This window comes from Virgibacillus sp. FSP13, from assembly GCF_054048505.1.
Map to the genome: position 1 here is coordinate 13,893 of NZ_JBSVKG010000027.1, position 12,090 is coordinate 25,982.

The 12,090-nt window shown below is 38.4% G+C and carries 13 protein-coding genes; all 13 read left to right on the top strand.

From position 1 onward, the window contains the following. Positions 1-89 precede the first annotated feature (89 nt). The 13 genes from metG to glmU all read left to right on the top strand — a co-directional run bounded on the left by metG (position 90) and on the right by glmU (position 12,076). Positions 90-2,048: a methionine--tRNA ligase gene (gene metG, locus ACW2QC_RS17305; RefSeq protein WP_457545192.1), complete on the top strand. Its 1,959-nt coding sequence runs from the start codon at positions 90-92 to the stop codon at positions 2,046-2,048. Between the two features lie 31 nt (positions 2,049-2,079). After that, positions 2,080-2,847: a TatD family hydrolase gene (locus ACW2QC_RS17310; protein WP_457545193.1), complete on the top strand. Its 768-nt coding sequence runs from the start codon at positions 2,080-2,082 to the stop codon at positions 2,845-2,847. Positions 2,848-3,108: 261 nt separating this feature from the next. Then, positions 3,109-4,314 (top strand): ubiquitin-like domain-containing protein, encoded by a 1,206-nt coding sequence (locus ACW2QC_RS17315; RefSeq protein ID WP_457545194.1) that lies wholly within the window; start codon positions 3,109-3,111, stop codon positions 4,312-4,314. Between the two features lie 70 nt (positions 4,315-4,384). Further along, positions 4,385-4,954: a ribonuclease M5 gene (rnmV, locus tag ACW2QC_RS17320; RefSeq protein ID WP_457545195.1), complete on the top strand. Its 570-nt coding sequence runs from the start codon at positions 4,385-4,387 to the stop codon at positions 4,952-4,954. Continuing rightward, positions 4,944-5,828 (top strand): 16S rRNA (adenine(1518)-N(6)/adenine(1519)-N(6))-dimethyltransferase RsmA, encoded by an 885-nt coding sequence (gene rsmA / locus ACW2QC_RS17325; RefSeq protein ID WP_457545196.1) that lies wholly within the window; start codon positions 4,944-4,946, stop codon positions 5,826-5,828. Before rnmV ends, rsmA begins: the two co-directional genes overlap by 11 nt. A 130-nt stretch (positions 5,829-5,958) precedes the next feature. Continuing rightward, positions 5,959-6,831: a sporulation peptidase YabG gene (gene yabG, locus ACW2QC_RS17330; RefSeq protein ID WP_457545197.1), complete on the top strand. Its 873-nt coding sequence runs from the start codon at positions 5,959-5,961 to the stop codon at positions 6,829-6,831. Between the two features lie 99 nt (positions 6,832-6,930). Further along, the gene (locus ACW2QC_RS17335) at positions 6,931-7,110 is read left to right on the top strand and encodes a hypothetical protein (RefSeq protein ID WP_457545198.1); all 180 of its coding nucleotides are present in this window, start codon (positions 6,931-6,933) and stop codon (positions 7,108-7,110) included. Positions 7,111-7,303: 193 nt separating this feature from the next. Continuing rightward, positions 7,304-7,564, top strand: coding sequence for a biofilm formation stimulator Veg (gene veg / locus ACW2QC_RS17340; RefSeq protein WP_457545199.1), 261 nt, complete (start codon positions 7,304-7,306; stop codon positions 7,562-7,564). Between the two features lie 179 nt (positions 7,565-7,743). After that, positions 7,744-7,917 carry a small, acid-soluble spore protein, alpha/beta type gene (locus ACW2QC_RS17345; protein WP_457545200.1) on the top strand — a complete coding sequence of 58 codons (174 nt, stop codon included), beginning with the start codon at positions 7,744-7,746 and terminating at the stop codon, positions 7,915-7,917. A gap of 360 nt (positions 7,918-8,277) precedes the next feature. Beyond that, positions 8,278-9,135 (top strand): 4-(cytidine 5'-diphospho)-2-C-methyl-D-erythritol kinase, encoded by an 858-nt coding sequence (gene ispE, locus ACW2QC_RS17350; RefSeq protein ID WP_457545201.1) that lies wholly within the window; start codon positions 8,278-8,280, stop codon positions 9,133-9,135. Positions 9,136-9,200: 65 nt separating this feature from the next. Beyond that, positions 9,201-10,019 (top strand): pur operon repressor, encoded by an 819-nt coding sequence (gene purR, locus ACW2QC_RS17355; protein ID WP_457545202.1) that lies wholly within the window; start codon positions 9,201-9,203, stop codon positions 10,017-10,019. A gap of 183 nt (positions 10,020-10,202) precedes the next feature. After that, the gene (spoVG, locus tag ACW2QC_RS17360; RefSeq protein WP_106495609.1) at positions 10,203-10,493 is read left to right on the top strand and encodes a septation regulator SpoVG; all 291 of its coding nucleotides are present in this window, start codon (positions 10,203-10,205) and stop codon (positions 10,491-10,493) included. A 203-nt stretch (positions 10,494-10,696) separates the two neighbouring features. Beyond that, positions 10,697-12,076, top strand: a complete 1,380-nt coding sequence (gene glmU / locus ACW2QC_RS17365) for a bifunctional UDP-N-acetylglucosamine diphosphorylase/glucosamine-1-phosphate N-acetyltransferase GlmU (RefSeq protein WP_457545203.1) — start codon at positions 10,697-10,699, stop codon at positions 12,074-12,076. Positions 12,077-12,090: the final 14 nt, after the last annotated feature.

Sequence of the window (12,090 nt, forward strand, 5' to 3'; positions counted from 1 at the left end):
CGCATTGTCAGTAGCGCGAAAATGGAAAACTTGTGATAAAATCGCTACAATAGAAGGAAGAATTTTAAAAAGTTTAGGAGGCCAAGTTGATGTCGAAAGAGAAAAAGACGTTTTATATAACTACACCGATTTATTACCCAAGCGGGAATCTACATATTGGACATGCATACTCCACTGTAGCTGGGGATGCAATGGCACGCTATAAACGGTTACGTGGGTTTGATGTAATGTATTTAACAGGAACGGATGAACATGGACAAAAGATTCAGCGAAAGGCAGAAGAAAAAGGAGTTTCTCCAAAGGAATATGTTGATGAAATTGTGAGTGGCATTCAGGACCTATGGAAAAAGTTGAAAATAACCAATGATGACTTTATTCGAACAACAGAGGAACGTCATAAAAAAGTTGTTGCGAAGATTTTTGATCAACTTGTAAAACAAGGGGATATTTATTTAGATGAGTATGAAGGTTGGTATTGTACATCATGTGAATCATTTTTCACGGAACGCCAATTAGATGATGGTCATTGCCCAGACTGTGGTGGACCTGTTGAAAAGGTTAAAGAAGAGTCCTATTTCTTTAAAATGAGTAAGTATGTCGACCGACTCTTACAGTTCTACAATGACAACCCAGAATTTATTCAACCGGAAAGTCGTAAAAATGAAATGCTAAATAATTTCCTTAAACCGGGTCTAGAGGATTTGGCTGTTTCACGGACTTCTTTTGATTGGGGTATTAAAGTGCCTGGTAATCCGAAGCATGTTATCTATGTCTGGATTGATGCATTGAGCAATTATATTACGGCACTTGGTTATGGAACAGATAATGATGGTAAATTTCAAAAGTATTGGCCCGCTGATGTCCATTTGATGAGTAAGGAAATTGTTCGCTTTCACACGATTTACTGGCCAATTATGTTGATGGCGCTTGATTTACCATTGCCGAAGAAAGTATTTTCACATGGTTGGATTTTGATGAAGGACGGGAAAATGTCTAAATCAAAAGGGAATGTCGTTGATCCAGTAAGTCTCATTGACCGTTATGGCTTAGATGCATTACGTTACTATTTATTACGTGAAGTTCCATTTGGTTCTGATGGTGTGTTTACGCCAGAAGGCTTCGTTGAACGGACCAATTATGATTTAGCAAATGACCTAGGTAACTTGTTAAACCGTACCGTAGCAATGATTGAAAAGTATTTTGATGGAGAAATTCCTGCATATGTTGCGTCTGAAACAGAAGTGGATCAATCACTTGAGCAGTTTGCTGAAGAAACCATTACTAAAGTAGAAGATGCTATGGAGAACATGCAATTTTCGGTAGCCCTTTCTTCTTTATGGCAATTAATCAGTCGAACAAACAAATATATTGATGAAACAGAGCCATGGATTTTGGCGAAAGACACAGATAAAAAGTCACGTCTTGGTAATGTGATGGCACATCTCACTGAATCTTTACGCATTGCGGCGGTTATGCTACAGCCGTTCTTGACGGATGCACCAGTTGAGATCTTTCGACAATTGGGAATTCAAGATGACTCCATAAAAGAATGGGATAGTGTTCATAAACAAGGACAAATTAAAGCTGGAACCAAGGTTGTAAAAGGTAATCCGATTTTCCCACGGTTGGATGTAGAAGAAGAAATTAATGCAATAAAGGCTATGATGCAAAAACCAGCTGAAGAAAAGAAGCAAACTCACGTCAAAGAACCGGAAGCAAAAGATCAAATTGTCTATGATGACTTTATGAAGCTTGATTTACGTGTGGCAGAAGTTGTGCAGGCTGAAAAAATGAAGAAAGCGGACAAGCTATTAAAACTTCAGCTTGACCTAGGTACGGAAAAGCGTCAAGTGATCTCAGGCATTGCAGAGCACTATCAACCAGATGAGCTTGTTGGCAAAAAGGTTATTTGTGTCATAAACTTAAAGCCAGTTAAATTACGTGGTGAAATGTCGCAGGGAATGATACTTTCTGGAGAAGATGCTGATGGTAAGCTTGCACTTGCTACCGTTGAACAGACACTTCCAAATGGTTCTGTGGTGAAATAAGGTTGAAAAGGATTTATCAAGGAGGGGTATCGTGTTATTCGATACACATGTACATTTAAATGCGGAACAGTTTACTGAAGACCGTGATGAAGTAATCAAGCGAGCTTTCGATACAGGGGTTAAATATATGGTCGTTGTCGGTTTTGACCGGGAAACAATTCCATTAGCGATTGAAATAGCGGAGCAACACCAAAATATTTATGCAGCAGTCGGTTGGCATCCAGTTGATGCAATTGATATGACCGATGAGGAACTTAAATGGATTGAAGAACTCGCCTCCCATCCCAAAGTAGTGGCTATTGGAGAAATGGGACTTGATTATCACTGGGACAAATCGCCGAAAGATGTTCAAAAAGAAGTGTTCCGTAAACAGATTAGACTTGCAAAAAAAGTGAACATGCCGATTATTATTCATAATCGGGAAGCAACGGAAGACATTATCGAAATTTTACAAGAAGAAGATGCCAAGCAGATCGGTGGCATTATGCATTGCTATAATGACTCGGTTGATTATGTTCAAACCTGTTTAGACATGAATTTTTACATTTCTTTAGGTGGCACGGTTACATTTAAAAATGCCCCATTACCGAAAGAAGTGGCAGTTAATGTTCCATTGGATCGGCTATTAATTGAAACGGATGCACCTTTCCTCGCGCCACATCCAAATCGAGGAAAGCGAAACGAACCAGCATATGTTAAATTAGTTGCTGAAAAGGTTGCTGAGTTAAGAGAAATGGACGTTGAGGAAATTGGTAAAATTACGACAGAAAATGCCCTTTCCTTCTTTAAAATCTCGTAATATGTCGTAAATTAGATGTAACAATTTAAACAGAAAAATGGCTGGAAATCTTGAGATTGGTGTAAAAACCAGTCTCTTTTTTATTTTCAGAGGGTCACTTAAAAGCAGGCATGTCAAGGTCTCTAGTGAATTACTGGAAATGTCTGTAATCAAATGGATATCATTTGTTACTGGATTGTAAACAAACCGTAAACGGAATTACTTTGACTTTGCATAAGACTGTTACTATACTCAGAAAGGAAATGAGGGAGGGCAAGAGGCATGAAAATTATTTCAAAGCTATTGCCGGCATCGAAAAAGAAGCTGGTTATCTCGAGTTTTGGTGTATTAGCACTTGTAGTATTTTCTAGTTTTTTACTATTTGAAGCCACGAAAGCGGAAGTAGATCTTACAGAAGACGGAGAAAAACGAACAGTGAAAACAAACGCCAACACCGTAGACGAACTGCTTGCTGACGAAGGAATTGTTGTTGGGGAGCATGATGAGCTATCCGTTGATGCAGATGCACAAATTGAAGATGGTATGAAAATCAATTTAGAACGTGCCAAGCAAGTAACTGTAACAATTGATGGAGATAAACAGGAATATTATACAACATTAGATACAATTGAAGAATTCCTTGAAGAAAATGATCTGTCTTTCTCAAAGCATGATGATAAATCGTTCGCTTTGGAAGAAACAATAAAAGATGGATTAAAGTTGACCGTTAATCAGGCCTTTCAAGTTACGGTTAATGATGGTGGCGAAAAACAGAAATACTGGACTACAGGCAGTACAATTGAAGAATTTTTACAAGAACAAGATATTACATACAAAGAAGACAGTGATGATAAAATTAAACCAGCTATTGATAAGAAAGTCACAGAGGATACAACGATTACCATTACACGTATTGAAAAATTACCGAATGTTGTTGTTGAAGAAAAGGTGCCATTTGAGACAGAAACAAAAAAGGATAATGCGCTTGCAAAAGGGAAAGAAAAAGTAATTGAAGCGGGGAAAGAAGGCGTACGTGAAAAGACGTATGAGGTGGTAAAGAAGAATGGTGAAGAGGTAAAAGAACTTATTAGCAATGAAGTTATAGAGGAAAGTGAAAATAAAATTGTTGCAATTGGTACGAAAGAACAAGAGGCAAAACCTACTGTCGTTGAAACAGTTTCTCGAAGCAATGATGACAATGCCAAAGTATTATACATGACAGCAACAGCTTTTACTGCCGACTGTAGTGGATGTTCTGGTCATACTTCTACAGGTACGAATTTAAAGGCAAATCCGAACGCAAAGGTAGTAGCAGTTGACCCGAATGTTATTCCATTAGGGTCGAAAGTGTGGGTGGAAGGATATGGTTATGCCATTGCTGCTGATACTGGTGGCTTTAGTGGTAACCATATTGATGTACACGTCCCGTCAAAGGCTGATGCCAATCGGTTTGGAAGAAAGAAAGTGAAAGTGAAAATAATAAATTAATTACTGATAATAATGCTCTTACCGTGCTATGATAGGTAAGAGCACTTTTTTACGGAATGAGGAATAAAACTTGAAAATTAAAGAAATCATCGTTGTTGAGGGACGCGATGATACAGCAAAAATTCGTCAAGCTGTTGATGCAGATACAATTGAAACGAATGGATCAGCAATAAATAATACGACTTTAAAACAAATACAACATGCAAAAGATAAACGCGGGGTGATTATTTTTACTGATCCGGATTATCCCGGTGAGCGGATTCGGCATATTATTGACCAGACTGTCCCTGGCTGTAAGCATGCCTTTTTAAAGCAGGATGATGCAAGGGCAAAGCACCCACACAACAAAAGCTTGGGGATAGAACATGCATCGATTACGGCGATTAAGCAAGCATTAAAAGATGTTTATGAGCTAACAGAAGTAAAAAATAGTGATATTACGAAGCAAGAGCTGGTTGATTATGGCTTAATTGGTGGAGCGCATGCAAGCTCACGAAGAGATAGGTTTGGTGAGCTTTTGCAAATTGGACATACTAACGGAAAACAGTTATTAAAACGACTACAAATGTTTGAAATTGAACGGCCTCAATTTGAGCAAACAATTAGGCGTGTACTGCAGGAGGAAAACAATGAGCAGTAAAAAATATATTGCAACACCTACACGAACAAATGAAATACTGAAAAAATACGGCTTTTTCTTTAAAAAGAGTCTTGGTCAAAACTTTTTAATCGATGTCAATATTCTAGAAAACATTATCAAACATGCCGGAATTGATCAGCAATCGGGTGTAATTGAGATTGGCCCGGGAATTGGTGCGTTAACTGAGCAACTGGCCATTCATGCAAAAGATGTTGTTGCATATGAAATTGATCAGCGTTTGTTGCCGATATTAGGTAATACACTAGAGGGCTATTCGAACATTCAGTTGATTCATCAGGATATTTTAGAAGCGGATGTCAATGCCTGTATTCAAGCTAACTTTGACCTGGAACAGGCGATACATATTGTTGCCAATTTACCATATTACATTACAACACCAATCTTAATGAAGCTTTTGCGAGAGAAACTTCCAATTTCTAGTTTGACAGTGATGATTCAAAAAGAGGTTGCAGAACGAATGGCCGCGGAGCCGAACACAAAAAGTTACGGATCATTGACTATTGCTGTACAGTACTATACAAATGCTGAAGTCGTTATGAACGTTCCTAAACGTGTCTTTATGCCACAACCGAATGTGGACTCAAGCGTATTAAAACTTACAATACGAGAAAACCCACCTGTTGATGTGTTAAATGAAGAATATTTTTTCACTATCGTCCAAGCTGCTTTTGCACAACGGAGAAAAACATTGCGAAATAATTTAATAACCTTTTTCAAAGGATCTGTTATAGAGAAGGAGCAGATTAATCAGATATTAGATGCTATTGGAATTGATGGAATAAGACGTGGTGAATCACTTTCAATGGAGGAATTCGCTCTATTAGCTAACGCCTTTTTCCAAGCTACTTCATAAAAAGGAGCTATTGTCAGTATTGGCGATAGCTTCTTTTTATTTTTTCCACAGGTAAAGCACGCATAGGCGAATTCCCACATAGGCTATGGTAGGACGCTTTCATCTGAATGGAGGCTTGTGAGGTGGCTTTATGGAATTTATAACCGGAGATTTAGTTACACGTAAATCATACCAACATGATTTATTATTTCGAGTTTCGTCACAGACAAACGATATGGTTATCATTCATGGGGAGGATATTCGCTTAGAAGCAGACGCACCTGCTAGTGATCTTACGCGTATCCAGGAACGGGAACTTGAAAAGAGACGTAAAAAAGGAAAGGAACGAGAAGAATCATCCTATCGATTATTTCGTCAAGATTACCAGTTGATGAAAGAAAAACGCGATTATCAATCAACAGGTGGGTATAATTATACAACAAAATATTTTCAACTACCTGCAAGGGTGCTACATTTAGATGGTGATCGAACATATCTAAAGAAGTGTATTGAATTATATCAACGGATGGGTTTACAAGTTCATGGTGTACATCTTAATGAAAAAGAAATGCCTTTTGAAATTGGTGCATTGATTGAAAAAATTCAGCCAGATATTATTGTAATAACAGGTCATGATTCATTTTCAAAAAATAAAGGCTTAAAAAATGATCTTCGTGCCTACCGTCATTCTAAGTATTTTGCTGAAACAGTCCGTGCGGCCAGAAGTGTTACTCCTCAATTAGACCAACTTATTATTTTTGCTGGTGCATGCCAATCTCATTTTGAATCACTAATTCGGGCTGGAGCGAATTTTGCTAGCTCACCATCTAGAATAAATATACATGCACTTGATCCAGTTTATATAGCCGCTAAAATTGCATATACGCCATTTATGGAGAAAGTTAGTGTATGGGATGCCCTGCGTAATACATTAACAGGCGATAAAGGTATGGGTGGTGTTGAGACAAGAGGCTTGCTTCGCACCGGAATGCCATATGTTGAAGAAGATCCCCATGAAAATTAACAATCTAACACTTTCCCAATCGTAAAGGGTTTTTTACCCTTTACGATTGGCAGATATATATCGTTTTATCCCACTGTTATGCTCATAGTAGAGTAGGTCGTGTCTCTCTTAAGAGCGTATCGTCCCGAGAGCAGAAACATCGGCGCGAAAGTGAGATCATCATCCCGAAAGCGAGAACATCGGCGCGAAAATAGGAAACATCGTCCCCAAATCGAAAGCATCGGCGCGAAAGTGAGATCATCGTCCCGAAAGCAGAAACATCATCCCGAGATCTATTAACCAGCCTGCGTTTTTTTGATTAGTCAAATTTTCTTTAAACTAACATACATAAATTTTTAACATTTTACACATAATAACGTAAATATATGAATTTCACTGTTGACATGAAAAATGATATACTGTTATAATATAAAGTTTCATTTGACTATTAAACAAGCGTGTGGTATTATAGTTGTTAGTGAGGTGGAGTATAGTGGCAAAAACATTAATCGAAATTAAGCAAGGTCTTGAGTGCCAAATAGGTAAAAGGTTAAAATTAAAAGCCAATGGTGGGAGAAGGAAAACGATAGAACGTTATGGTGTATTGGCGGAGACGTATCCTTCTGTTTTTATTGTTGAACTTGATCAAGACGAGAACGCATTCGAACGTGTTTCATACAGCTATGCAGACGTTTTAACAGAAACAGTAGAACTAAGCTTCCAAGACGATAGAACGATGATACTTGAGCAGTAAACATGATGTTTACTGCTTTATTTTTTAGAAATTGTTTCATATAGTAATCCCTCTGAACTTTAACTAAACAATAAATATTTCCTTTTTTGCATATAAATAACTGGGGTATGATTTGTTGATAAGGTAAAGCTATGAATGTCGTAAGAAGGAATGCTCATTTTAGAAGGGGGAGCTCTTTCATGGGTAGACGTGGTGGTATTATGTCAGACCAATTGAAAGAAGAAATTGCTAAAGAGTTAGGTTTTTACGACACGGTACAAGAAGAAGGCTGGGGTGGCATTAAGGCTAGAGATGCCGGAAATATGGTGAAACGAGCAATTGAAATAGCTGAGCAGAACATGCAGCAAAAATAATAAAAGAGGCAGACCCTAAATGGTTTGCCTCTTTTACGTTTCACCCCAAAGCAGTCGCCTGCACTTTTCAAGATCCAGCTCAGTGGGCTAGAGACTCGAGACATAGTCAATGGACACTCCAAGCACAAGTTCAGTGCTTTCCGGTCCCTTGACTATGTTTTTCGTCTCTAATCAAGCCCACTTCACTTTTCATGATCTAGTTCCGGCTCCTTGGGGTTCGCGATATAATCAATAGACACTCCGAACGACAAGATCATTCGTTCTACGGTCTTTTGCTTATACGTTTCACCCCAAAGCAGTCGCCTGCACTTTTCATTTTATGATACAATTTGGTATAGTTTTATAAAGTGGGTGACGGAGATGGTTTTTTTTGAGAGGGCGCCGGCTAAGATTAATTTGTCTTTGGATGTGCTGGGAAAGCGTGATGATGGTTTTCATGAGGTTGAGATGATCATGACTGCCATCGATTTAGTTGACCGTGTTGAACTACATGCTTTGACTGGGGATCATATTGAAGTGTCAGCAGATAATCAATATGTGCCAAATGATGAACGGAATCTAGCGTATAAGGCTGCCTTAGCTTTTAAAAACAAATATCATATTAATAACGGTGTGCGCATTGAAATAGAAAAGAATATTCCAGTTTCAGCAGGCCTTGGTGGAGGAAGTAGTGATGCGGCTGCTGTATTGCGTGGGCTTAACCAAATGTGGTCTGTTCATGCCTCGTTGGAGGAATTGGCGGATTTGGGTGAATGCATTGGATCGGACGTCCCTTTTTGTGTCTATAGTACAACAGCATTAGCAACGGGTCATGGAGAAAAAATTCGTGAATTAGTTTCACCGCCCTTTTGTTATGTTGTTCTAGCAAAGCCAAACATAGGGGTATCGACAAGAACTATTTTCCAGAAAATTAATCTTGATGAACTTCATCATCCAAATACAAATAAAATCATCCAGGCAATGGAGGAAAATGACTTTGCTAGTTTGTCAAGCAACATTGGTAATGCATTGGAAAACATCACATTTTGTTTGCACCCAAACGTTAAGCGAATCAAAGAGAAAATGGTGCAAGCGGGGGCAGCTGGTGTCGTAATGAGTGGGAGCGGTCCAACCATCGTAGGCTTGGTGGAACATTATAGCAAAGCTAAACGCATTTATAACGGCTTAAGAGGTTTTTGCGAAGAAGTATACATTGTACGATTACTAGATCATCGCTAAACTTGAATAAAGCCGTATAAAAGTGTAGTATTTTATAATAAATATTCGGTTTTAGAGGTGTAGCAATGAAAAGAAGTGATCGACTAGTTTCGTTAACAAATTATTTTCTAGAAAACCCTAAGCAACATACATCGTTGCCATACTTTGCAGATCTTTATAAAGCCGCTAAGTCCTCCATTAGTGAAGACCTGGTTATTATTGATCGGGTATTACAACAAGAAGGACTTGGCCACCTGCAATCTGTTGCTGGTGCTGCTGGTGGGGTAAAATATATACCAGATTTTTCAATGGAAAAAGGCAATCTATTTATTGATGAACTTTGCCATACCTTAGAAGATCCAAATCGGATTCTTCCTGGGGGTTATTTATACATGAGTGATATTTTAGGTGACCCAAAAATGGTTAAACAAATCGGTCGGGTGTTAGCAGCAACGTTCTCATCGTTGGAAATAGATGTCGTTATGACGGTTGCAACAAAAGGAATTCCATTAGCGTATGCCGTTGCCTCGTTCCTTGATGTACCTGTTGTGATCGTTCGCCGGGATCCGAAAGTAACAGAGGGATCGTCTGTGAGCATTAACTATGTGTCTGGATCATCACGGAAAATTCAAACCATGGTACTTCCAAAGAGAAGTTTACAGGACGATGCAAACGTCTGTATTATTGATGATTTTATGAAAGCTGGCGGTACCATTACAGGGATGACAAGTTTGCTTGAAGAATTCAATGCAAATGTAAAGGCAATTGGAGTATTGGCAGAAGCAGATGATGAAGAGGATGAACGTGTCGTTGAAAATTACATATCATTGGTAAAAATTAAAAATGTTGATATGAAACAAAAGCAAATCCAGGTCTTGCCGGGTACTATTGTGAATCCAGATTAACAGTTAATTATAAATCCCCCTGAATTAGAAGAACTTTTACTTTTGCCGTTCTTTTTACATAAAAAGGGTAGTTTAAATAATTTTCAGTAGATTATTTAAACTTTTTTCAATATTAAGCAGGAATTATTGATTTTTTGTTGAATATTGGTAATAAGTTCAAAAGGGAAAAGGTGGTGAAACATCATGGAAGTTACTGACGTAAGATTACGCCGCGTCGCTACAGAGGGGAGAATGCGTGCAATCGCATCAATTACATTGGATTCTGAGTTTGTTGTCCATGATATCCGTGTTATTGATGGTAATAATGGATTGTTCGTAGCAATGCCATCAAAGCGCACTCCGGATGGTGAATTCAGAGATATAGCGCATCCAATTAATTCCAATACCCGTGCTAAAATCCAAGATGCTGTATTGGAGGAATATCGCCGGGTTGGTGAAGCTGAAGTTGAATATGAGGAAGCAGGCGCTTCATAAGTGGGGGTACAACGAGAGGTCTAATCTGCAATAGATTAGTCTCTTTTTTTGTCTTAAATTACATAACTAAGGTATAAACTTGAAAAGCTATGGTTGAACGGCAAAAACAAGGCTAATATAACTATAAGTCGGGCTTGTATCTATTGAAATTATCCACTTTTTAAGATATATTCATAATGGATAATTAGAATGGAGGTTTCCTGATGACGAATCGCTATGCAGTCATACTTGCAGCGGGACAAGGGACAAGAATGAAATCAGCGTTATATAAAGTACTTCATCCGGTTTTAGGTCGACCTATGGTGCAACATGTGATCAACCAAATAAAGACCGTAAACCTAGATGAGCTTGTTACTATTGTTGGCTTTGGGGCTGACCAGGTTATGGACGATATTGGTAGTGAGAGCCAATTTGTTGTTCAAGAGAAACAATTGGGCACTGGACATGCCGTTCAACAAGCTGAGGAAGTATTAAAAAATAAAGATGGTACAACAATTGTCGTGTGTGGTGATACCCCGTTAATTACGGGTGAAACATATCAAGCACTTTTTGATCATCATGAAAAAACAGGGGCCAAGGCAACTGTTCTAACAACAACCGCACCAGATCCAACAGGTTATGGAAGAGTAATTCGTAATGATGCTGGAGGAGTGGAAAGAATTGTTGAACATAAAGATGCTAGTGAAGATGAACTTCATATTAATGAAATAAACACAGGTACATATTGCTTTGATAACAAAGCGCTATTTGAAGCTTTAAAAGAAGTCTCAAATGATAACGCACAAGGTGAATATTATTTGCCGGATGTTATTGAAATTTTACGAAACAATAAAGAAAAGGTCAGTGCCTTTTTGACTCCAAATTATTCCGAAACATTAGGGGTTAATGACCGAGTAGCATTGGCACAGGCTGAAAAGATAATGAAGAAACGGGTTAATGAAAATCATATGCGAAATGGTGTAACAATTATTGATCCGGATAACACATATATTGGACCAGATGTTATAATAGAACAAGATGTAATGATTCACCCTGGTACTATAATTACAGGGTCTTCTACTATAAAAACAAATGCGATCATAGGACCATACAGTGAAATCACAAATTGTACAATCGGTGAGGAAACGGTCGTCAAACAAAGCGTTGCCAAAGATAGTCAGATTGGTAAACGGGTGCAAGTCGGTCCGTATGCACACATTAGACCTGAGGCTCAGGTAGGTAATGAAGTGAAGGTTGGTAACTTTGTCGAAGTGAAGAAGTCCACTATCGGTGATAAAAGTAAAGTTTCTCATTTAAGCTACATTGGAGATGCTGATGTTGGCAGCAATGTGAATGTTGGTTGTGGAACAATTACGGTCAATTATGATGGAAAAAACAAATTTTTAACCACAATTGAAGATGAAGCTTTTATCGGGTGTAATTCCAATCTAATAGCACCTGTTACTGTAGGTAAAGGATCTTATGTTGCTGCAGGATCCACGATAACGAAGAATGTTCCGGGAGATTCATTGTCAGTAGCACGTGCAAGGCAGACGAATAAAGAAGGCTATGCAACCAAGCTAAAAAACAGAAAACAAGATTAACGGAGGGTTATTTC